General features: G+C 74.5%; 21 protein-coding genes. 4 read left to right on the forward strand and 17 right to left on the reverse strand.

What is annotated here, in order from left to right; all coding sequences use genetic code 11:
* Nucleotides 1-80: 80 nt before the first annotated feature.
* Nucleotides 81-857: a DUF3558 family protein gene (locus ACFYZ4_RS14725; protein ID WP_384352335.1), complete on the reverse strand. Its 777-nt coding sequence runs from the start codon at nucleotides 855-857 to the stop codon at nucleotides 81-83.
* A 114-nt stretch (nucleotides 858-971) separates the two neighbouring features.
* On the reverse strand, nucleotides 972-1,859 hold the full coding sequence (locus ACFYZ4_RS14730) for a DUF3558 domain-containing protein (RefSeq protein WP_351304649.1): 888 nt from the start codon (nucleotides 1,857-1,859) through the stop codon (nucleotides 972-974).
* A gap of 191 nt (nucleotides 1,860-2,050) precedes the next feature.
* Here ACFYZ4_RS14730 and ACFYZ4_RS14735 point away from each other — a divergent pair, with 191 nt between their 5' ends.
* Nucleotides 2,051-3,244: an RtcB family protein gene (locus ACFYZ4_RS14735; protein WP_351304652.1), complete on the forward strand. Its 1,194-nt coding sequence runs from the start codon at nucleotides 2,051-2,053 to the stop codon at nucleotides 3,242-3,244.
* Nucleotides 3,245-3,317: 73 nt separating this feature from the next.
* Here the strand turns inward: ACFYZ4_RS14735 and ACFYZ4_RS14740 are convergent, their stop codons facing one another.
* Nucleotides 3,318-3,827: a Uma2 family endonuclease gene (locus ACFYZ4_RS14740; RefSeq protein ID WP_390784221.1), complete on the reverse strand. Its 510-nt coding sequence runs from the start codon at nucleotides 3,825-3,827 to the stop codon at nucleotides 3,318-3,320.
* A gap of 341 nt (nucleotides 3,828-4,168) precedes the next feature.
* On the opposite strand from ACFYZ4_RS14740, the gene ACFYZ4_RS14745 reads away from it, so the two are divergent.
* A complete protein-coding gene (locus tag ACFYZ4_RS14745) occupies nucleotides 4,169-4,732 on the forward strand; it encodes a polysaccharide deacetylase family protein (protein WP_351301438.1) in 564 nt (187 codons plus the stop codon).
* A gap of 24 nt (nucleotides 4,733-4,756) precedes the next feature.
* Here ACFYZ4_RS14745 and ACFYZ4_RS14750 read toward each other — a convergent pair whose 3' ends face one another.
* Together ACFYZ4_RS14750 and ACFYZ4_RS14755 are read right to left on the reverse strand one after the other, a co-directional pair.
* A complete protein-coding gene (locus tag ACFYZ4_RS14750) occupies nucleotides 4,757-5,533 on the reverse strand; it encodes an SDR family oxidoreductase (RefSeq protein ID WP_351301441.1) in 777 nt (258 codons plus the stop codon).
* A gap of 100 nt (nucleotides 5,534-5,633) precedes the next feature.
* Complete coding sequence (locus ACFYZ4_RS14755; RefSeq protein WP_390784042.1) at nucleotides 5,634-5,969, reverse strand: YnfA family protein; 336 nt, start codon at nucleotides 5,967-5,969, stop codon at nucleotides 5,634-5,636.
* Nucleotides 5,970-6,087: 118 nt separating this feature from the next.
* Between ACFYZ4_RS14755 and ACFYZ4_RS14760 the strand changes: the two genes are divergently transcribed.
* Nucleotides 6,088-6,576: a hypothetical protein gene (locus tag ACFYZ4_RS14760; RefSeq protein ID WP_351301447.1), complete on the forward strand. Its 489-nt coding sequence runs from the start codon at nucleotides 6,088-6,090 to the stop codon at nucleotides 6,574-6,576.
* A 65-nt stretch (nucleotides 6,577-6,641) separates the two neighbouring features.
* Here the strand turns inward: ACFYZ4_RS14760 and ACFYZ4_RS14765 are convergent, their stop codons facing one another.
* Nucleotides 6,642-7,370 carry a Mut7-C RNAse domain-containing protein gene (locus ACFYZ4_RS14765; protein ID WP_390784043.1) on the reverse strand — a complete coding sequence of 243 codons (729 nt, stop codon included), beginning with the start codon at nucleotides 7,368-7,370 and terminating at the stop codon, nucleotides 6,642-6,644.
* A 41-nt stretch (nucleotides 7,371-7,411) separates the two neighbouring features.
* On the reverse strand, nucleotides 7,412-7,828 hold the full coding sequence (locus ACFYZ4_RS14770) for a winged helix-turn-helix transcriptional regulator (RefSeq protein WP_384352320.1): 417 nt from the start codon (nucleotides 7,826-7,828) through the stop codon (nucleotides 7,412-7,414).
* 148 nt (nucleotides 7,829-7,976) lie between these two features.
* Between ACFYZ4_RS14770 and ACFYZ4_RS14775 the strand changes: the two genes are divergently transcribed.
* Nucleotides 7,977-8,873 carry an NADP-dependent oxidoreductase gene (locus ACFYZ4_RS14775; RefSeq protein ID WP_390784222.1) on the forward strand — a complete coding sequence of 299 codons (897 nt, stop codon included), beginning with the start codon at nucleotides 7,977-7,979 and terminating at the stop codon, nucleotides 8,871-8,873.
* Here the strand turns inward: ACFYZ4_RS14775 and ACFYZ4_RS14780 are convergent.
* The 10 genes from ACFYZ4_RS14780 to ACFYZ4_RS14825 all read right to left on the reverse strand — a co-directional run bounded on the left by ACFYZ4_RS14780 (nucleotide 8,870) and on the right by ACFYZ4_RS14825 (nucleotide 21,244).
* Entirely contained in the window at nucleotides 8,870-9,403 is a 534-nt protein-coding gene (locus ACFYZ4_RS14780; RefSeq protein ID WP_390784044.1) for a GNAT family N-acetyltransferase, read from the reverse strand. The genes ACFYZ4_RS14775 and ACFYZ4_RS14780 overlap by 4 nt on opposite strands.
* 223 nt (nucleotides 9,404-9,626) lie before the next feature.
* The gene (locus ACFYZ4_RS14785) at nucleotides 9,627-10,391 is read right to left on the reverse strand and encodes an NADase-type glycan-binding domain-containing protein (RefSeq protein ID WP_384352314.1); all 765 of its coding nucleotides are present in this window, start codon (nucleotides 10,389-10,391) and stop codon (nucleotides 9,627-9,629) included.
* A 1,082-nt stretch (nucleotides 10,392-11,473) separates the two neighbouring features.
* Entirely contained in the window at nucleotides 11,474-12,046 is a 573-nt protein-coding gene (locus tag ACFYZ4_RS14790; RefSeq protein ID WP_390784045.1) for a phage tail protein, read from the reverse strand.
* Nucleotides 12,043-14,019, reverse strand: coding sequence for a putative baseplate assembly protein (locus ACFYZ4_RS14795; protein WP_390784046.1), 1,977 nt, complete (start codon nucleotides 14,017-14,019; stop codon nucleotides 12,043-12,045). The genes ACFYZ4_RS14790 and ACFYZ4_RS14795 overlap by 4 nt, the downstream gene beginning before the upstream one ends.
* Nucleotides 14,019-14,441, reverse strand: a complete 423-nt coding sequence (locus ACFYZ4_RS14800) for a GPW/gp25 family protein (protein ID WP_190184825.1) — start codon at nucleotides 14,439-14,441, stop codon at nucleotides 14,019-14,021. Before ACFYZ4_RS14800 ends, ACFYZ4_RS14795 begins: the two co-directional genes overlap by 1 nt.
* Nucleotides 14,441-14,758, reverse strand: a complete 318-nt coding sequence (locus tag ACFYZ4_RS14805) for a PAAR domain-containing protein (protein WP_351301467.1) — start codon at nucleotides 14,756-14,758, stop codon at nucleotides 14,441-14,443. Before ACFYZ4_RS14805 ends, ACFYZ4_RS14800 begins: the two co-directional genes overlap by 1 nt.
* Before the next feature lie 66 nt (nucleotides 14,759-14,824).
* Complete coding sequence (locus tag ACFYZ4_RS14810) at nucleotides 14,825-16,642, reverse strand: VgrG-related protein (RefSeq protein WP_351301470.1); 1,818 nt, start codon at nucleotides 16,640-16,642, stop codon at nucleotides 14,825-14,827.
* Nucleotides 16,639-17,364, reverse strand: coding sequence for a LysM peptidoglycan-binding domain-containing protein (locus ACFYZ4_RS14815; protein ID WP_351301473.1), 726 nt, complete (start codon nucleotides 17,362-17,364; stop codon nucleotides 16,639-16,641). The genes ACFYZ4_RS14810 and ACFYZ4_RS14815 overlap by 4 nt, the downstream gene beginning before the upstream one ends.
* A 93-nt stretch (nucleotides 17,365-17,457) precedes the next feature.
* Nucleotides 17,458-17,883 carry a phage tail protein gene (locus ACFYZ4_RS14820; RefSeq protein WP_351301476.1) on the reverse strand — a complete coding sequence of 142 codons (426 nt, stop codon included), beginning with the start codon at nucleotides 17,881-17,883 and terminating at the stop codon, nucleotides 17,458-17,460.
* Nucleotides 17,884-17,917: 34 nt separating this feature from the next.
* A complete protein-coding gene (locus ACFYZ4_RS14825; RefSeq protein ID WP_390784047.1) occupies nucleotides 17,918-21,244 on the reverse strand; it encodes a hypothetical protein in 3,327 nt (1,108 codons plus the stop codon).
* Nucleotides 21,245-21,246: the final 2 nt, after the last annotated feature.

Consider the following 21,246-nt stretch of genomic DNA (forward strand, 5'->3'; position numbering starts at 1 on the left):
CGAGCTGCGGCAGGCACAGCGTACGGGTGACTCGATGTCAGCGCCCCAGGAGGCCCCACCCGGGGCCTCCACCGTGACCACTACTGGGGCTGCGGCGACTGCGGCTGCTCCGGCTGCGGCTGCTCGGCCTGCTGCTTGTTGGCGGCGTCGACCGAGGCCACGGCCTCCTTGGCCGCCGCGATGGCGTCCTGGAGCAGCTTCGCCTGGTCCGGAGCGCCGGCACCCTCGTACGCGGCGCCGTTGTAGTCGAGCGTGACCACGACGTTCTGGTGGCGCGCCACGATCGTCGTGTTGAAGAAGTCGACGTCCTTCTTGACTCCGTAGACGACCGACGTGCCCTGCTCGCCGATCCCCTCCGTCGCCTCCGCCTTCAGGTTCTGCGCGCCCTCGGCCGCCTTCGCCTTCTCGACCTGCTTGTTGTACTCCTCCTCCGCGCGCTTGTTGGCGCTGCCGAGCGAGGTGTGCGAGTCGGCACGGAAGAAGGAGAGCGACAGCCAGCGGTACTGCGAGCCCTTCAGGCCGTCCGACTGCAGGCCGTTCCAGGCACAGCCGGCACGGCTGGTCAGGTCGTTCGACTTGGTCCCCGTACCGTTCTTGTCCTTCGCGTCCGGGACGACCGTGTCTATCGTCGCCGACCCGAGCGCCTTGCAGGGGTCCGGGAGCGTGGCGAACGTCGCCTTCTCCAGCGGGGCGGACGACTTCGCGTTGGGCTTCGCCGACGAGGAGGAACTGGACTTCTTGCCGTCGTTCGAGCCCGAGTCCTTGCCCGAGTCGGACGAGCAGCCGGCGACGGTGAGGATCACCGGGACGGCTGCGCAGGCGAGAACGCGGGTGAGGCGCGAGGCTGATCGGTGCATGGTTCCTTCAGTGCGTGTGAGGGTCATCTTCGGACGCGGGACCCGGGCAACGGTAGCCCGATCGGGTGCCCGCCTGCTGTGCGCGGCGTCACGCCCGGCTGCGGCGGGCGCCGCTCACTCGTTGAAACGCTCCACCAGGGCCTGCGCCAACTGCCGTGCCCTGTCCTGGGTTTCCGTACTCGACGGGACCGTGCCGGGCAGGGCCGGCTGCACGCTGTACTCGACCTTGACGATGACATTCGAGGTACGGAACACAATCCGCACGGTGCGCGCCTGCGCGGCCGTGGCCCCGGCGGGGCTCAGCTTGTCCTCGATGAAGGCGTCGCTGCCGAGGCCGTCCAGGACGCGGGAGCCGAGCTCGACCGGGGCGGACGGGGTCGCGCCGGGGGTCGGCGCGCCGGCCGGCGGCGTGGCGGAGGCCGAGGGGGCGGCGGGGTTGGGCGCGGCCGGGTTGGGCGAGGCGGGGTTGTTGGGGGCGGTGGGAGTGGCGGGAGTGCCGGTACTGGGGCTCGTGGCCGGGCCGGGGAAGGGCAGGTGCGCGTCGGTGAGCAGCCGTACGTAGACCTGCTTCGCCTTGTCGTCGTCGCTGGCGGTGGCCCGGTCGTACGAGACCACGCGCTCGAACCCGACCGACAGCAGCCGCGTCTCCTCGGGCGACTGCGCGGTCCAGCGGCAGCCGACGTGCCGGTCGCCGTCGTACGAGGCGTCCGCGACGCCGGCGTACAGCTGGTCGCGCTGCTCGGGAGTGAGGCTGTCCCCGGCCGGCAGCATGGCCTTGAGCTTCTTGCTGTCGACGCCGGCCTTGCAGGGCGCGGGCAGACTGCGGTACTTCCCCGGCTGGGCGGGCACGGCGGGGTTGCCGCCGGCCTTCGAGTCGCTGGTGCCGCCGCCGCTGCTCCCGCCGGTGCACCCGGTCAGACCGAGCGCGCCGGCCGCGAGCGCGGTGAGCACCGCGATGCCTGGCAGGATCCGCGACCCTCGCCGTACCGCCTTGCGCTGCACGTCCACTGGCTCCCTTCGACCGCCGGGACCCCGGTGGTCAGGAAAATGCGTTGCCGCTACTTGGTCACGGCTGGACACAATGTCTATCGCACACGCTGGTGCTGGCGCCGGTCCCCTGTCGTATTTGGGATCAAGAGCGAGGCTTTTTGCGCATTCTGACTTTTCTGTGGTTTTCGGGGGATTGATTCCGTATGTCGTATGTAGAGGTACCTGGGGCGAAGGTCCCGATCCGGATGTGGACGGACCCGGCGTCGGTCGAGGACGGCGCGATGCAGCAGCTGCGCAACGTCGCCACCCTCCCGTGGATCAAGGGCCTGGCCGTCATGCCGGACGTCCACTACGGCAAGGGCGCCACGGTCGGCTCGGTGATCGCCATGAAGGACGCGGTGTGCCCGGCGGCGGTGGGCGTGGACATCGGCTGCGGCATGTCGGCGGTGAAGACGTCCCTGACGGCGAACGACCTGCCGGGCGATCTGTCCAAGCTCCGCTCGAAGATCGAGCAGGCGATCCCGGTGGGCGCGGGCCTCCACAAGGAGGCGGTGGACCCGTCGCGGCTGTACGGCTTCTCGGAGGCGGGGTACGAGGACCTGTGGGCGCGTTTCGACTACCTCACCGATGCGGTCAAATTCCGTCAGGAACGTGCCACGAAGCAGATCGGAACGCTCGGATCCGGGAATCACTTCATCGAATTCTGTCTGGATGAGACAGGTTCGGTCTGGCTGATGCTGCACTCCGGGTCCCGGAACATCGGCAACGAGCTCGCCGCGTACCACATCGGCGTGGCCCGCAGCCTGGACCACAACCAGAACCTGGTCGACCGGGACCTGGCGGTGTTCCTGTCCGCGACCCCGGAGATGGAGGCGTACCGCAACGACCTCTTCTGGGCGCAGGAGTACGCCAAGTACAACCGCGCGGCGATGATGAGCCTCTTCAAGGAGGTCGTGCGCAAGGAGTTCCGGAAGGCGAAGGTCTCCTTCGACCGCGAGATCAGCTGCCACCACAACTACGTGGCGGAGGAGCGGTACGACGGCATGGACCTGCTGGTCACCCGCAAGGGCGCGATCCGCGCCGGCAGCGGTGACTACGGGATCATCCCGGGCTCCATGGGCACGGGCTCGTACATCGTGAAGGGCCTCGGGAACGAGAAGTCGTTCAACTCCGCCTCACACGGCGCGGGCCGGAAGATGAGCCGTACGGCGGCCAAGAAGAAGTTCTCGGCGCGCGACCTGGTGGAGCAGACCAAGGGCGTGGAGTGCCGCAAGGACTCGGGCGTCGTGGACGAGATCCCGGGCGCGTACAAGTCGATCGAGCAGGTCATCGACCAGCAGACCGACCTCGTCCAGGTCGTGGCGAAGCTCAAGCAGGTCATCTGTGTGAAGGGCTGAGGCCCGGGCGCGGCTGTCGGGGGAGTGCAGGGGCGCGGACCGATCACGATCGGTCCGCGCCCCTCCACGTACGTCAGCCTTCGTCCCCGTCGAGGAGGCGGTCCACGGGGAGTTCGAGGGCGATGCCGAGTGATGCGGGGAGGGGGACGGACGTGCCGCGCTTGAAGGCCTTGCGGGAGCGGTATTCGCCGCTGCGGGGGTCGGTGTGGAGCAGGGCTTCGTCGTGCCGTCGGTCGGCGACCAGGTAGATCGGGATGCCGGCCTGGGCGTAGCAGTCGACCTTGGTGCCGAGGTCGTCGGACCAGTTGGACGAGGTGACCTCTACGACCATGCGGAAGATGTGGGGCGCGAAGCAGTTCTTCTCGACGTGCGCATCTCGATAGTCGGACTCGACGAGCGAGAGGTCCGGAATCGCGAAGTCGGTCGGTCCCGACGGCAGCCACAGACCGATGCCCTGGAGGTACTTGAGGCCCGCCTGTCGGGCCCCGGCCGTGAAGAGCTCCTCGATGAGCCAGGTCAAGGATTCGGCGTGAGGTCCGTCGGCAGGTGGTGTCACGGTGAGCCTCCCCTGGAGAATTTCCACTCGGTGCCCGGGAAGCTCCCTGGAGAGTCGATCGGCGGCCTCCGCGATCGTGGTCTCGTGCTGTATCACGGCCATAGCTTCCTCCCTTTCGCGGCTCACGCTTTCGGAGGGTAGCCGCGCCCGCTGACATTTCGCGCGGATTCACCCATACGGACCTGGGGTGCGTGGTCCGCCAACTTCCGCTTGTGGCACGAGGGTTGACGGTGGAAGTTGGTCTAGACCAGGGTGGCGGCATGGGGAGAACTCGGGTGGTTCTGGCCGCGGTCGCGGCGTTGTCGCTTGCCTTGGGGGCCGCTGGGTCCGCGCAGGCGGGGGTGGGGTTGCCGGCTGTCGTGGGGCGGGTGCCGACGTCCGAGAAGGTCGTGTTCATCACGATCGACGATGGGTGGGACCACGATCCCGAGGCGGCCCGGATCCTGCTGGAGAAGCGGGTGCCGGTGACGTTGTTCCTGCTGCCGGGGGCGACCTCGTACGACACCGGGTACTTCACCCGGCTCACGGACGAGGGGCGGGCGAGTGTGGAGAACCACACCGTCAGCCATCCGGATCTCACCACGCTCGACGCGGTCGGCAAGGATGCCGAGGTGTGCGGGGCCGGTGAGCGGATCGAGGCCGCCTTCGGGCGGGCGCCGAAGCTGCTGCGGCCGCCGTACGGGGCCGTGAACGACGAGGTGCGGCTCGCGGCGAAGGCGTGCGGGGTGAAGGCGCTCGTCACGTGGACGCACGACTTCACCACCTGGGGCGAGACCCCGCCCACGCCGCGGCTGAAGGCCGGGGACATCGTGCTGCTGCACTTCACGCCGACGCTGGCGGCGGATCTGGAGCGGGCGCTGGGCGCGGCGAGGGCTGCGGGGCTGAAGCCCGCGGCCCTGATGCCGCACCTGAAGGCGGCCGGGCTGGCGTAGCCGGCCCGGACAGGGCGACAGGGCCTAGAGGTCGCGGTGGACCTTGGTGTTCGAGGCCTGGGCGCGGGGGCGGACCACGAGGAGGTCGATGTTGACGTGGCTGGGGCGGGTCACGGCCCAGGTGATGGTGTCGGCCACGTCGTCGGCGGACAGGGGTTCCGCGACGCCCGCGTAGACCTTTTCCGCCTTCTCGGCGTCGCCGCGGAAGCGGGTCTTCGCGAACTCCTCCGTCTTGACCATGCCGGGGGCGATCTCGATGACGCGTACGGGCTGGCCGACGATCTCCAGGCGGAGGGTCTCGGCGAGGACGCGGGCGCCGTTCTTGGCCGCGACGTAGCCGGCGCCGCCCTCGTACGTGGAGTGGCCGGCGGTGGAGGAGAGGACCACGACCGTGCCGTCGCCGGAGGCGGTGAGGGCGGGGAGTAGGGCCTGGGTGACGTTGAGGGTGCCGATGACGTTGACCTCGTACATCGTGCGCCAGTCGGCGGGGTCGCCGGTGGCGACGGGCTCGGCTCCGATGGCGCCGCCCGCGTTGTTGACGAGTACGTCGACGGAGGGGTAGCGGTCGAGGGAGGCTGCGAAGGCGTCGACGGCGGTGCGGTCGGTGACGTCGAGGGCGTGGGCGGCCGCGGAGTGGCCGGCGTCGGTGAGCTCGGCGGCGAGGGCCTCGATGCGGTCCTTGCGGCGGGCGGTGAGGACGACGTGGTAGCCGGCTGCGGCGAGCTGCCGGGCGGTGGCCGCGCCGATGCCACTGCTCGCGCCGGTGACGACGGCGGTTCGGGTGGCCGGTGCGGTGCTCATCTGCGGGCTCCTCGGTCGTGTGTGGCGTAGGTCGTTCGTACGGGCGATTACCCGCCAGCATAGGCGGGCCCGGCGGCCGGGCGGTCCGGCGGCCGGTGGATCAGCGGCCGCGCGGGACGTACATGATCACGGCCATGCCGCCGAGGCAGACGAGGGCCCCGGTGATGTCCCAGCGGTCGGGGCGGTAGCCGTCGGCGACGGCGCCCCAGATGAGGGATCCGGCGACGAAGACCCCGCCGTAGGCGGCGAGGACGCGGGCGAAGTCGCCCTGGGGCTGGAGGGTGGCGACGAAGCCGTAGAGGCCGAGGGCGATCACTCCGGCGCCGATCCAGGCCCAGCCCTTGTGCTCGCGGACGCCTTGCCAGACGAGCCAGGCGCCGCCGATCTCCAGGAGCGCGGCGAGGACGAACAGTGCGGCGGAGCGGGCGATCGGCATGGCTGGAAGCCTATGAGGGCCCGCGGGGCAGATGGGGGTACGGCCCGCCCTCATTCGTGTGATGGTCCGATCGGCCGTGGTTCCGGGTGGCTAGCCTCCGCGCGAGGAGGTGGTGGCGGTGCGCCGTGGTGCCGTACGGAGTGTGGTGGTGGCGGGGTTGCTGGCGCTGGGTGCGGGTGTGGGTGCGCCGCCCGGGTGGGCCTCGGTGTCGGCCGGGCCCGAGGACGAGGCCGACGTGGCGTACCACGGCCGGGTGCACCTGTCGGGGGCGCGGCTGCGGATCTGGCTGGTCCCGGAGAACGACGGGCCGGCGGCGCTGGCGAACGCGACGGTGCGGGTGCGGCTGTCGGCCGAGCTCGCGGACCGGCAGCGGCTGGCGGAGGGCTGTGCGCGGGCGGGTGTGCGCGAGGTGGTGTGTGAGACGGGTCCGCTGCCGCTGCACGGGCGTGGCCGGCACATCGGGCTGGCGCTGGAGCTGCGGGAGCGGATGCCGGAGGTGGTGGTGCGGGTGGACACGTGGTGGAACGGTGGCGCGACGGACCGGAACCACGTGAACAACGAGCACGTGGTGCTGGCGCTGGACACGGGTGACGCCTACGCCTTCTAGGCCCTGGCTGCCTGACTGCCTGGCCGTCTGACCGCCTGGCGGGGCCCGGATGGGCCCCGGCCGGGTCAGGGGGTGCCGAATTCGACGAGGGCCTCGTCGACGATCCGTTCCAGGCGGGCGTGGTGGGCTCCGCGCCAGTAGACGCGCTCGCATGCGGAGCACTGCGCGAACACGTCGTAGGAGCGGTGCGTGCCGTGTTCGAGGCGGTCGCCGACGCTTTCCTTGTCGGCTTCGCGGAGCGGGCCGTTGCAGGCCGTGCAGCGGGTCCACGGTGCGAGGACGGGTGCGAACCTGCTGAGGACGTCGCGCAGTTGTTCGTCGGGGTTGTCGCTGTAGACGTACGCGCCGGCGAACAGCTCGCGGCGGCGCAGCAGCCCGCGGTCGCGGGAGAGCAGGACGCGCTGTTCGGCGGCGGAGCGGGTGGCGAGGGCGGGGTCGCCGATGTCCTCGTTCTCGTAGGCGGCGTCGACGCCGAGCAGGCGCAGGCGGCGGGCGAGGGTGCCGAGGTGGACGTCGAGGAGGAAGCGGAGCGGGGCGCCGGGGATCCGCTGGGGGCGTTCGACCCCGAACACCTGTACGTCCTGGCCGTCTTGGGGGACGTAGGAGGTGGGTACCTCGTGGCCGTCGACGAGGAGGCGGCCGACTTCGGTGAGCGGGACGCCGGCCGATTCGACGACGTGGCCGAGGCTGGAGGCGCCGTCGGTCGTGGTCGGTACGCGGTCGGCGCGCCGGCTGGGCGGGGCGAAGAGGCGCAGTTCGGGGGCGAGGGTGAGCTGAATGCCGGGTCCGTTCACCCTGTCAGCATGCCATTGCCGGGGTGGTGGTCGCGGCTGATTTACGAGGGCCCGGTGGCTTGGTCGTACGTGTCGCGATGGGCGCTGACCTCGTCGAAGTGGTTCTCGGCCCAGAGCTTCACGGAGGAGAGGAGGCAGCTGAGGCTGCCGCCGAGGTCGGTGAGCCGGTAGTCGACGCGGACGGGGACGGTGGGCGTGACGGTGCGGTCGACGAGGCCGTCGCGTTCGAGGGAGCGCAGGGTCTGGGTGAGCATCTTCTGGCTGACGCCGGGGATCTTGCGGCCGAGGTCGCTGTAGCGCAGGGAGCGGTTTTCGGCCTCGGCGAGGGCGCTGACGATGAGGCCGACCCACTTGTCGCTGATGCGGGCGAGGAGCTGGCCGGTGGGGCACTCCTTGAGGAAGGCGTCGTAGTCGGCGCGGGCTTCCGTGCGTCGGGCTGCGGCGGTGCTGGTGGCCATGGGTCCCCCACTTCCGGGTCGGATACGCACCTTGGAGTGCGTACTTACGGAAAGAGAGTACCTCTCCCTAGGTTAGTGCTCATGGGGAGCGCAGTAACGAACTGCGCGATGCACAAGGGGAGATGGCGACATGAGTGACGAGCGGACGATGCTGGCGGTCGTGGTGAACGGGTTCGGCGGGCCGGAGCGGGTCGAGCTGGCCGAGGTCCCGGTGCCGCGGCCGGCGGCGGGCCAGGTCCGGATCCGGGTCCGGGCCGCCGGGCTCAACCCGGTGGACGGGGCGGTCCGCGCCGGCGTCTTCGGTGGGGCCGGGCAGCGGCTCGGCCTCGGCTGGGAGGCGGCCGGGGAGATCGACGAGGTGGGCGCGGACGTGACGGGCCACAGTCGCGGCGACCGGGTGGTGGGGCTGCACCACGGGGCGGTGAAGGCGCTCGGCACGCACGCGGAGTACGCGGTGCTCGACGCCTCCGCCGTGGTGGCCGCGCCGACGGCCGTGGACGCCGTGGCGGCGGCGGGGCTGCCGCTGGCCGGGCTCACCGCGGCCCGCGCGGTGGACCTGCTGGGGCTCGCCCCCGGCGCCTCGGTGCTCGTGACCGGCGCAGCGGGCGTGGTCGGCGGGCTCGCGGTGCAGCTCGCGGCGCGGGCCGGACTGGTGGTGACGGCCCTGGCGGGGGCCGGGGACGAGGCCCTCGTACGGTCCCTGGGCGCGGCCGGCTTCGTCCCGCGCGGCGCGGCTCCGGCCGGGCCGGTGGACGGGGTCCTGGACACGGCCGTACTGGGGGAGTCCGCGCTGGGCTTCGTCCGCGACGGCGGGGTCTACGTCGGCGTGATCCCCGGTGCGGCCCCGGCCGCGGAGCGCGGGATCCGCGTCGAGGAGCAGGAGGTCGCGGCGGACGGGGAGCACCTGGCCCGCCTGGTGGCCCTGGTGGACGCGGGCGAGCTCACGCTCCGGGTCGCGGAGACCGTGCCGCTGGCCGAGGCGTCGAAGGCGCACGAGCGCCTCGCCGCGGCGGGGGTCCGCGGCCGCATCATCCTGACGGCCTAGGCCTGCGTGGTTCCGGGCCGCCTGCCCACCCGGTAGCGCCAGTCGAGGCTCGGGTGGGGCACGCCGGGCGGGTACTCGAAGTCGACCTCTCCCAGGTTCTCGAAGCCCGCCCGCCGGCAGACCGCGTTCGACGCCGGGTGGTCCGTGCCCGGGAAGGCGTGGACGCTGTCGCGGGTGCCGTGGGCGCGGACGTGGGCCAGCAGTTCCGTGAGCGCCGCCACCGCCAGACCCTGGCCCTGGAACTCGGGCAGCACGCCCCAGCCGGCCTCGTAGACCGGCTCGCCCCGCCACTCGCGCTCCCAGAAGCCGATGCTGCCGACGGTCTCGCCGGACGGCTCCCGTACGACGCGGAACATCCGCCCGGCGGACGGCTCCCGCGCGCTCAGGGCCTCGTACCGCCGCTGCCGGTCGGCGAGCTTCTCCGGGGTCTCCGGCCCGCCGAGGTGCTCGGTCATCGCGGGTTCGTTCTTGCGCTCCAGCAGCCAGAAGTCCCCGTCACCCCACGGCTCCAGCCGCACACGTGTGTCCATGCGGACCCACGGTATGCGGCCGGGGCGTGGGGTGGCCGTCCGGGTTCGCGGCGACCCCGTGCAGGGCTGCCCTTCGTGCGTCCATCGGATTCCCCTCGGTGGTGAGTGGTCAACTCACCCCGAAGGATATCGACTCGGAAATACGTGCGTATTTCGCTCGAACGAGTGGATTGGTTTCGCCGCGTCCCGAGAACTGGCCAAGGAACGTATCTGCGCGGGCCCGTCAGCTTCGCTGGAAGAACTCCACCTCCGCCAGGGCGAGATGGCGGTCCGGGGCCGACCCGGCGGGTGCGTCGAGGGTCAGGCGGATCGTCGTGGCGTCGCTGATGCCGGTGGGGAAGGTCTGGGGACCGGGCTTGTCGCTCAGGGCGAACTTCTTGTGGACCTTCCGGCCGTCCCGCGCCGTCACCTCCATGTCGATCTGGAGCGCGCGCGCCTGCTTCGCGTAGTCCTCGGGCGACGAGGAGGCGCCGTTGGTGATGATCACGGCGACCAGGCGGAAGGGCTTGGCGAAGGTGTACGTCGCCGAGGCGCCGGGGGCGGGCGCGCCCCAGTAGCGGTTGCTGAGCCCGTCCGTGCTGCTGCCCACCGGATGCCCGGGGATGTCGGCGCTCGCCTCGACGCGGGTGGCGGTCACCGCCTTGGCCTTGCCGAGCTTGTCCCGGGTGTCCTCGATCAGGTGGCGTCCGGCCGGCAGCAGCAGGAAACCGCCCGCGCACAGGGCCAGTACGACGGCCAGGACCACCAGGAAGCGCACCATCCGGCCCGAGCCGGCGCGGGTGCGGCGGCGCAACGGCCAGATCGTCCGCCACCACGGGAGGGGCGGCGGTGCGGTGGTGGGCGTGAGCGGGGCCGCGCAACGGCGGCAGAAGCGGCGGTCGGGCGGGTTGGGCGTGCCGCAGGCGGGGCACGGCACCCCGGCGACGTCGTCGCTCACCGCGGCGGGACGCACGACGGGGCGCGGGGCGACGGCCCTCGCGGGCTGCACGGGCTGAGGGGAGGCCGGTGTCGCTCCCGCTGGGGTGGCGGGTTGGGCGGGTGCGGGTGCGGGTGCCCGCGGCGCGACGGGCTCGGGCGCGGCCGGTCGCCTGGCGGCGGGCGAGGCGGCGGCGGGCGGTTGCGGCTCGGGCCGCACCCCGCCGTCGGCGCCGGGCTCCGCCGGGGCGGACCGCCTCCGCAGCCAGGGCAGCCACCGACCCACCCAGCCGGGTGCGGACTCCGCCCGGGCGGGCGTGGGCGGGCCCGGCTCGGCACCGGCGGGAGCCGTCGGGTGGGGCTCCGCCCCGGACGAGGCGGGCATGGTCCTGGTGGAGGCCGGCCGGCCTGCGTCGGCCCCCGCGGGCGGGCCGGGCTCCGTCCCGGCGGGCGCGGCCGGCGTCGGCTCCGCTCCGGCAGGCGGGCGCGACTCGGCCCCGGTGGCCGCGGGCGGTTCGGTGCCGGTGGGTGCGGGCGGGCGCGACTCCGTCGCGGCGGGTGCGGATGAGGTCGGCGCCACCCCGGTGGGCGTGGAGGGGCTGGACTCGGCCCGGGTGGGCGCGGGCGGGGCGGACTCCACCCCGGCGGGTGCGGAGGGGGTCGGCTCCGCGCCGGGCTCGGTGTTGGCGGGTGCGGCCGGGTGGGGTTCCGAGGCAGGAGGTGTGGGCGAGTTGGACCCTCGGCGGGGCGACGGCAGGCGCCGATCCGTGCCGGCGGGGGCCGGGGAGGCGGGTGCCGCCCCGGAGGGGGCGGGCGGGGTGGGCCCGCGTCCCGCGGGCGCCTGTCGGTCTCCACCAGCTGTCGTGGGCGTGGCCGGGTTGGCCCCCGTGCCGGCGGGTGCGGCTGGGCCGGCCCCGGCGCCGGTGGGTGTGGCTGGGCCGGCCCCGGTCCCGGTGGGTGTGGGCGGGGTGGCCCCCGACCCGGCGGACTCCGGCCGGGACGGCGGGTGTGATTCGGTGTCGGGCGTCGGGGGTGTGGATGGGGTTCGGGTGGGGGTGGGGTCCGACCAGCCCAGGTAGGCGCCGCAGTTGCCGCAGAAGTCGTCCGTCGCGCCGTTGGACGCGCCGCACACGGGACACGCACGCATCGTCGTCGTCACCTTTCCTCACCCGCGGGCGGCCCGGGCAGGACCTCGACGCGGCAGACCGTGTGGACGGGGCACAGGGTGCGGACGAGGGCGCGGACCCGGTCCGCGTCGACCGCGTACGCCGCCCCCTCGTGCCGCGGCCACACCCGGATCAGGACCTCGTCGGCCGGCGCCGGGGGCAGGTCCGCGCCCGCCGTACGGGACCAGGTGGCCGCGCCGTCCCCCGTGACCTCGGCGGACACGCCCAGGACCAGTCGCAGGGCCTCGATCAGGCCGCGCCGGGTGCCGCGCCAGCGGTGCAGTTCCACCGCGCGCGCCACCGCCTCGCGCCGCAGCGCGGTCGGCCACCGGGGGTCGTCGATGCCGCCCACCCAGGAGGCCAGCCAGGGCAGGAAGTCGGCCGGGGCGAGCCGGGGGTCGAAGTAGGAGGGCAGGTTGTCGAGGGTGGTGAACACCGGGGCCAGGACGGTGTCCAGGCCCGCCGTGAACCGCTGGGCGAAGTCGTCGTCGGCGTACAGCGCGGGCAGCTGCTCGCCGATCGGGTGCGGGCTGGGCAGGCCCGGGACGGCGGCCCGGCTCATCCGCGCACCCCCGGCTCCGGCTCCGGCTCCGTCACGACGACCTGGTGCTGGTAGGAGAAGACGAGCGCGCCCGCGCCGATGTCGATGCGGTCGACGGGGGCGCCGCGCCGCCCGGTGATCGGGTCGGCGGCGAAGAGGCGGATGTCCTCCACCAGGACGTCCCCGATGGCGCGTTGCACCACGCCGAACACCTCGCCGTACTGCACGGGCCGCCCGAACGGCCAGCCGGCGCCGTCGGGTCCGCCGTGCAGCGGGTTGAGGTGGCGGAACAGCGCGGCGAGCGCCGCCTCGCGCACCCGGTCGGCGTCCGCGGCGGGCGCCGACAGCCGGGCGACGACGGTGACGCCCTGGTAGACGGGCGGTTCGACGACGAGGCGGGTGCCGATCAGGCGGCGTTCGTCGAGGGTGGTGGTGATCGCGGCGAGCACCTGGTCGGAGGGGATCAGCTGCTCGAAGCGGAGCCGGTCGTCGCCCTCGTCGGCCACCGCGTCCGGCACCACGAGGACGCGTACCGCGCCCGCGCCGGCGGAGCCGTCCGCGGCGGGCAGGCAGCGGACCCGGCGTACCGAGGGCGCCGCCTGGCGGGCGATGATCTCGTAGTCCTCGGCGGTCACCGCGCGCTCCTGCATGCGCAGGGTCTCCGGCGCCCGCAGCTTGGCGTTGTCGATGGTCTCCCCGGCGACTCCGCCGCGTGCCGCCTCCCGGTTGGTGACGCGGGCGACGTAGGGGACGGAGCTGCGCAGTACGGAGATCGCGCCGCGGGAGACGTTGCCCGCGGGGCCGCCGCCGGTGCGGTAGTGGGCCACGCGGACCTGGGAGCCCTTGGGCGGTACGGCGCCGCAGGCGCGCAGGGTGCCGTCGGCCTCGCGCAGCACCGGCGGAAAGCCGAACTCGCCGGTGGTGGCGTTCACGCGGACGTGCCGGTCGTCGGGCGCGGAGCGGCCGAAGTGGTCCACGACGTCCCAGCGCTGCCATCCCTCGGGCGAGGACACCTCCACCACCGGGGGTTCCCCGTCGAGCAGTACGGGCGGGCGGCCGAGCCGGAAGGTCTGTCCGGCCACCCCCTCCGAGGCGCCGAGCGGTACGTCGGTCACGCGCTCGGCGTGTTCCACGGTCATGGTGCCGCCGACGGTGAAGACGGCGGCCTCGCGCACGGTCGGGGACTCCGAGTAGAACGGCTGGCCGGGCTCGGGTTCGGTGACGCGGCAGCGCAGCCAGCCCGCGCGGGTGCCGCTGATCAGCGACGCGGTGTGCCCGGCCGGTACGTACACGATGATCTCGCCGGGCCGGTTGAGGCCGCCGGTGCTGTCGGAGTCGGTCTCGCACTGCTGCCAGCGGCCGCCGTCCCACGCCTCCCACACGAGCGGGGGCTGGCGCGGGTCGACGCCGACGCCCTCGACGCGGCTGTCGAGGCGGACCGCGACCACGCAGCGCGGTACCGCGGTCGGCAGGCCGAACAGCAGGGCGTCGCCGGGTTCGGGCGTCGCCTGGAAGCACGGTATGTCGCGGCCCTCGGCGAGGGCGCCGGTGCGGTCGGTCTGCTCGCCGGTGCGGGGGGCGGTGACCAGGCGCGTCAACTCGCTGGGCACGATGCGCAGATCGTCGGTGGTCGCGAAGACCACGGCTTCCTCGGTCTCGCCGGCGGCGGTCGTCACCTCGGTGCCGGCGGGCAGCGTCAGCGTCTCGGGCTGCGGGGCGGACAGCCAGAAGTCGACCTCGGCGACGGCGGCCGACGGCGGGTACAGCTGGATGTCCAACAGGTCCAGGAACGCCAGGTAGTTCTTGTCGGGGACCCGGTTCAGCCGGTACAGCAGCTGGTCCACGAGGTAGGCGAACGTCTCGATCAGGGTGACGCCCGGGTCGGAGACGTTGTGGTCGGTCCATTCCGGGGCGCGCTGCTGCACGTAGCGCTTCGCCTCGTCGACGAGTTGCTGGAACCGGCGGTCGTCCAGGTTGGGGGAGGGCAGGGCCATCAGTCCGCGACCATTTCCTCGGCCCCCTCCTCGGAGGGGATCGTGTAGAAGGGGAAGACCAGGTTGCGCCGGTCGTTGGTGGTGCGCACCGTGTAGTGCACATCGATGTAGAGGGTGCCCGCCTCGACGGCGTCGAAGGCCACGACGACCTCGTCCACCGCGATCCGGGGCTCCCAGCGCTCCAGGGCCTCGCGCACCTGCTGGGCGACCCGCCCGGCGGTGTCGCCGTCGCCGGGGGCGAAGACGTACTCGTGGATGCCGCAGCCGAATTCGGGGCGCATGGGCCGTTCGCCGGGGGCGGTGCCGAGGACCAGCCGGATGGCTTCTTCGAGCTCCCGTTCCCGTTCGACCATGGCGATCCCGCCGGTGGGTCCGACCCGCAGGGGGAAGGCCCAGCCGCGTCCGATGAACCGTTCGCTCATCACACACCGCCGATCAGGACGGTGGGGGAGCCGGTGAGGATCATCGCGCCGCACGAGGTCTGGTCGCGTGCCCGGGCGGCGGGCAGCCCGCCGATGAGGACGGTGCCCGTGGCGAGGCCGGCCGGGTTGGGCATGATCACGTTGCCCGGGCCCAGTGCGGCGTGCGGCGGGACCACGCAGACGTGCAGGCTGCCGACGACGGCGGCGGGTTGGCCGCCGATCAGCACCGTCGCCACCGACGCGGCGGCGCCGGGTGGTGGCGTGGCGATCCGGCCACCGTGGTTGGTGGGGTCGCCGGTACGGGCTGCGGCTGGCATCGGGTCCTCCTCGGGGAAAGCGGTCGTGGTGAGAGCGGCTGTGGTGCGCGTGGCTGTGGGCGGGGGTCAGTTGATGCGGATGAGGCGGGCCTTGAGGGTGGCGAGCAGGCCGCCGTTGACGGTGACGTCCGCGGTTCCGTTCACCTTCACCGAGCGGCCGCCGATGCTGACCCCGGCGGTGCCGTCGATGTCCACCTGGCGGCCGGACACCTTGACCGTGCCGCGCCGGGCGTCCAGCGTGATGCCGTTCTTGTCGAGCAGGACCGAGGTCAGCGGGCGCCCCCGCCCCGCGTACACGGTGAGCTCGATGCGGTCCCGGCGGTCGTCCATGCGTACTTCGAGCCGCTCGTCCCCGGTCACCAGCCGCAGCCCGGAGGGGCCCGGCGCCGCCGCGTCGAGCAGTTCCACGCGGTGGCCCGAACGCGAGACGATCGAACGGCGGTTGACCTTCCCGCTGGTCTTGTCGATCAGCGGTACGTCGTGCGGGGAGGGCTGGTCCACACCGTTGTAGAGCCCGCCGATGACGTACGGGCTGTCGAGCAGCCCCTGCTCGAACCCGACGAGCACCTCGTCGTTGACCTCGGGGCTCACCACGCCGCCGCCGCCCTTGCCGCCCCACTGGACGGTACGCACCCAGTCGGTGACGTACGTGTCGTCGAGCCAGGGGAACTTCAGGCGCACCGCCCCGCGCTGGGAGCCGTTCGGTTCGCGCACGTCCGTGACCACGCCGATCGCGAGACCCGGGATGCGGGGGCCGCGTCCCGGCGCGTTGGCGCCGGTCACCAGGCCGGCCAGGGAACGGTCGGGGCTGGAGCTGACCCACACGGTGGTGCGGTAGCCGCCGTGCGGCTCCAGGACGTGCTGCACGGCCGTCGCCGTGTACCGGCCGGAGAACGCCTGCCCCACGTTGCCGAGCGCGATGGCCTTGCCCGCCCGGAGCAGCGGGTTCCCCTCGGCGACGGCCTCCAGCTCGCCGAAGCCGGAGCTGACCTCGTCGGCCGCCGCCTTCGCGACCGCCGTGGTCTCGGCCTGCGTACGGTACGGAGTGTCGGTGACGGCCACGGCCGACTTGCCGAAGCGTGCGGCGAGCGCCGGGCTGAGGCCCGGTACCACCGTGTCGCTGACCACGGACGGCTGCTCGGCGACCAGCGGCCGCTTGGTGGTCACGTCCCAGCCGCGGACCTGCACCTTGGAGGCGCCGTCGGCGGCCGACAGCGCGGCCCGCAGGGCGAGCAGGTTCCTCCCGTACTCCAGGACCATCGGATTGCGCACGGCCGACGTCGACGGGGCGGGCGCCCCGGACGCCTTCACGGGCCGGGTGAACTGGAGTAGTCCCTTGTCGTCCACGCGCACCTGCGCGCCGCTCTCGCCCGCGAGGAACTGCAGGAAGTCCCAGTCGGAGACGTTCGCCTGGGACAGCTGCTTGTACGTCACGGGCGCCGCCTCCACCTTCCCGACGGCGAGGCCCGCTCCGGCGGCCACCTTGCGGACGATGGCGGCGGCCGTCATGTTCCGGTACGCCACGACCTTGCGGCCGCGCTGGAGGCGGTGCGCCTTGGAGTAGGCGCGCACGACGGTGAACGAGCCGGTGCGGTCCCGGTCGATCTCCAGGGCCGTGACCTCGCCGTTGAACAGCCGCTCCCGCGCCTGCCCCTTCACCGTCATCACCGAAACCCGCAGCGGGGAGCCGATGGTGATGCCGGTGGCGCGCAGGAACTCGTGGTCGGGGTCGCGGTAGGTGAGCACCGCCGTGTCCGGCAGGCCCACGTTCTCGTCGACCACGCAGCTCACCAGCTGCGCCGCCCAGATCTGCGGCAGTTCGCCGGGGGCTTCCACGATCGGGTCGGCCGCGAACGACCGGCCTCCGGATTCCGATCCGCTCACCGCTGCTCCTCCTCGCCGTGCTGGTCCTGCAGGGCCGGCACCACGAGTTCGGTGCCGGGGACGAGCGCCATCGGGTCGTCGATCCGGTTGGCCTCCGCGATGGCCCGCCAGGCCGTCGCGTCGCCGTACTCGCGCCAGGCGAGCATCGCCAGGCTGTCGCCCGCCACCACGATGTGCGTGCTGCGGGCGGTGCGGGCGCCGGAGGTCGGGTTCTGGCCCGGCGGGTCGACGCTCGCCTCCTCGATGGACAGCGAGCAGGTGGCCCGTAGCGGCTTGCCGTCCACGTCGAAGAGCGTGTACGACACCGACAGGTTCGACAGGACCCCGTCGAACGACGTCGTCCGCGCGCTGCCCCACTCGAAGCGGACCCAGGGGCTCGCCGGCTTCTTGCGGCCGAGGCTGGCCGGGGTCGGCACGCACGCCTTCATCAGCTTCTCCACCGCCTGCTCCACGGAGTTGTCGTGGGTGGCGGTGGCGTCCAGGAACACCTCCAGGCTCAGCGTGCGCGGCCCGCTGCCCACGAACTCGGGCAGGGCCGACTGCCCCGCCATCCGGGACGGGGAGCGCCGCCACTCGGTGGTCTTGCCCAGTTGCAGGGTCGAGGGGTTGAACTGGAGGTCGAGCTTCGCGATCGTCCCGCCCGGCTTGGCCCCGACCGAGGTCGGGGGCTCCTTGAGGGTGAGCTGGGCCCTGGCGCGGCTGGCGCGTGCCGATGAGGCCATGGCGTGGGCTCCCTTCCGGAGCGGGGACGAAGGTCAGGACGGATGTGGGTGGGCGGGCGGGTGCGGGGCGGGTGCCCGGCCGGTGCCGGGCGGTCAGGAGGGCAGCAGGCCCTGGTGGGCGATCTCCAACGTCTCCACGGCCGCAGCGGAGTTGGCGGGGTCGAAGGAGGGCCCCTGCCACCGCACCGGGACGATCCCGAACACCTGCCAGCTGATGATCCGGCTCAGGTCGGGCCGCAGGGCCACGATCTCCCCGTCCTTGGGCTCGACCCGCCGCAGCGTCTCGTCCAGCCAGCGGCCGATCTTCGCGGTGTCGGCGGTGACGGGCCGGGTGAGGGTGATGTTCGACCAGGTCACGCGGCCCGGCAGCTGCCACGTGAAGCCGTTGTTGCCGCCCTCGGCGTAGGTCTCCATCTCGACTTCGGCGCCCATGCCGGAGCAGGTGTGGAAGGCGCCCAGGTCGTTGCCGCCGATCGCCAGCCGGAAGAACACGCTGGTCGCGAAGATGTTGTCCGTCATCGGTCCGTCGTCCGTTTCTCGTTCTTACGTGGTCTCAGCGACGGCCGTCGAAGGGCCGGCCCGCGCGTTCCCGGCCGCGCCGCAACTCGGTGCGCAGCAGGCGGGAGACCGGATCCAGCAGACGGCGCGCGAGATCGTCCAGATCGGCGTCGGGGACCTGAGGGGCGGCGTGCCGGTCGGCCGGGGCGGACTTGGCGCCGCCGCCGCCGCTGCCGGCCGGCCCGGGGCCGGTCCGGCTGCCGCCCGGGGCGCGCTGCACCGGCGGCGGGCCCGCCGGGTGGGGGACGCCCGCGGCCGGCGCGGGGGCGCTCGTACCCGGGGTGGCGGCGGGGGCCGGTGTTCTGGGGCGTACGACGGGTACGGGCTGCGCAGGCGACGCGGCCGGGGCCGGCTGCACCACGACGGGCGGTGCCTGCGGGCTCGTCACGGGGAGGGGGGTGGCCGCGGCGCGGGCGGGGGCCGACGCGGGCGCGGGACGCGGGCCGGGCGCCGGGCGCACGACGTGCGGCGGGCGCGGGCCGTGGCCGCCGCGCGGCCCGTCCACCGCGGCGCGCTGGACCTGCTGCGGTGCGCCGGACGGGGCGGGCCAGCGCGCCGCCACCACGGGACGGCTCGCCGGGCGGGGAGCGGGCGCGGCCGCGCTCCCCATGTCACGGGTGCCGAGGGACAGGGGCCGCGCCGCCAGGAGCTGGAGGGTGCGGGGCGCGGAGGGCGCTGCCGCCGTGTCGCCCGCGGTGGTGGCGGTGACCGGGCGGGCGACGACCAGCGGGACCGGGGAAGCGGAACCGGAGGGCGTGCCGGGCGTGCCGGGCGTGCGGGGCGGGGCGGATGCGGACGTACGGCGCTGTACGGCGCCCGTGCCGCCCAGCACGGGTGCGTGGCCGGCCGGCGTCGACGCCCCTTGTGCGAGTACGCGCTGGATGTCGGCGGTGGACATGGGCCGAGCCGCCGCCCGGTCCCGGGACGACGGGGAAGCGGGCGGAGCCGCGCTCGGCGGCAGCGCGGCCAGCGGCGCCCCCAGCCCGCTGCGCACGCGCGGCGCGGACCGCCCCGCGGGCTCGGCGGCGGCCGAGGACTCGGCCTGGCGCTGGACCATGGGCAGGGCCGGGGCGGGTGCGGGGGCCGGCGCGGGTCGGCCCGACGGCACGGCCGTGGGCGGCAGTTCGGTGAGGGGCGCGCCGAGCGGTGCGCGGCTGCGTGCACGCTGCACGGGCGCGTCCGAGGCGGCCGTGGCCTGCGCGGGGCGCTTCGGCCCACTGCCGTGCTCGGCCGAGGGCTCGGCCTGGCGCTGCGGGGCGGGCTTCGTCCCCGCGCTGTCTGTCTCGGCCTGGCGCTGGACGATGGGCATGGCCGGGGTGGGCGCGGAGCCGGGGGCCGTTGCCGGGCGGTCCGACGGGGTGGCCGTGGACGGCAGTTCGGTGAGCGGGGCGCCGAGCGGCGGGCGGCTTCCCGCACGCTGCACGGGCGCGTCCGCCCCGGCCGTGGGCTCGGCCTGGCGCGGCCGGGAAGGGGTGGGCTTCGGCCCTGCGCTCTCGGGCTCGGCCTGGCGCTGCACGCTGGGCTTCGCCGGGGCGGCGGGCTTCTCCGGGCGGTGCTGCGGGGCGGGCTTCGTCCCCGCGCTGTCGGTCTCGGCCTGGCGCTGGACGATGGGCATCGCCGGGGCAGGCGTGGGGGCCGCTGCCGGGCGGTCCGACGGGGCGGACGTGGGCGGGAGTTCGGTGAGGGGGGCGCCGAGCGGCGGGCGGCTTCCCGCGCGCTGCACGGGCGCGTCCGAGGTGGCCGCAGGCTCCGCCTGGCGCTGGACGATGGGCAGGGCCGGGCTGGGCGCGGATACGGGGGCCGCTGCGGGGCGGTCCGACGGCACGGCCGTGGGCGGGAGTTCGGTGAGGGGCGCGCCGAGCGGTGCGCGGCTGCGCGCACGCTGCACCGGCGTGTCCGGCCCGGCTGTGGGCTCGGCCTGGCGCTGCACGCTGGGCTTCTCCGCGCGGTGTGCCGGCGTGTGCGAGGTGGCCGTGGCCTCCGCCTGGCGCTGCACCATCGGCATCCCCGGGGCGGGCGCGGGGGGTGCTGCGGGGCGGTCCGACGGGGTGGCCGTGGACGGCAGTTCGGTGAGCGGGGCGCCGAGCGGCGGGCGGCTTTCCGCACGCTGCGCGGGCGCGTCCGGGGCGGCCGTGGGCTCCGCCTGGCGCTGCACGCTGGGCTTCTCTGCGCGCTGCGCGGGCGCATCCGGGCCGGCCGTGGGCTCGGCCTGGCGCTGCACCATCGGCATCGCCGGGGAGGGCGCGGGGGCCGCTGCCGGGCGGTCCGACGGGGCGGCCGTGGGCGGGAGTTCGGTGGCGGTGGTGCCGAGCGGGGCGCGGCTCCCCGCGCGCTGTACGGGCGTGTCCGAGGCGGCCGGGGCCGCGGCCGGGGCCGTGGGTACGGGGGCGGGGCGGAGGGCGGGCACGCGGCGCCTGGGCGTGGCGGGGACCCGGGCGACGGTCAGCGTGCGGCCGACGGCGCGCGGCCGGACCACGGCGGGCGGCTCCTCGCCGGTGCGGCCGGGACGGGCCCCCGCGGCCGCCGGGGCGGACGCGGACCGCTGTACGGGCGGACCCGACGGGGCCGGGGTCGGGGCGGTACCGCCGGCCGACGCTGCCCGGGTCGCCGATGCGGCGGGGACCACCGCGATACGGCGGGCCAGCGGGAACCGCGGAGGCGTCGGCGCACGGTCGGGCGCGGCAGGGGGAACGGCCGCGCCGCTGCCCGTCGCCGCGGCCCGCTGTACGGCGGGAGCGGGCGTGCCGAGTACGGCTGCGGAGTGCGTGGACGCGCCGCGCGTGCCCGGGCTGCCCGGACGGGACGCCGTAGCGCGGGACGACGAAGCACGGGACGGCGACGGGGCTTCGGGGCGCCCCCGGCGTGCGGTCTGCGGGGTGTCGCCCGCAGCGGGCGGCTCCGCTTCCTGCGGCTGCCGCAGCGCCCGCAGGAGCAGCGGGCCGCCGCCACTGGGGGCGGGCGTGGGGAGGGCTCCGGCGGGGCGGGTGACCCCGCCGACGAGACCGGCCGGGGCGGACGGCAGCACGGCGTGGCCCATCCCGGTGTCGAACGACGGGTCGCGCCACGCGGCCAGGCCGGAGCGGAAGGCGAGCCCGTCGCTGACGCCGATGGCCGCGCGGGACACGGTCAGTACGGGCTGCGCCGTCATGCGCCAGCCGCCGTCCCAGTCGCCGGGTGCACCGGTCACCGGTGCGGCGGCCTGCGATGCGGCGGCCGCACCGCCGGAGGGTGCGCCGCCGGAGGGCGCGGACGGCTCCGCTGCCCGGCCGTTCGCGGCCTCCGGCACGGCGGTGCGCCGACGCAGCCTGTCCCGCCATGCCATGC

This window comes from Streptomyces sp. NPDC001513 (genome assembly GCF_042894695.1).
Lineage (GTDB): Bacteria > Actinomycetota > Actinomycetes > Streptomycetales > Streptomycetaceae > Streptomyces.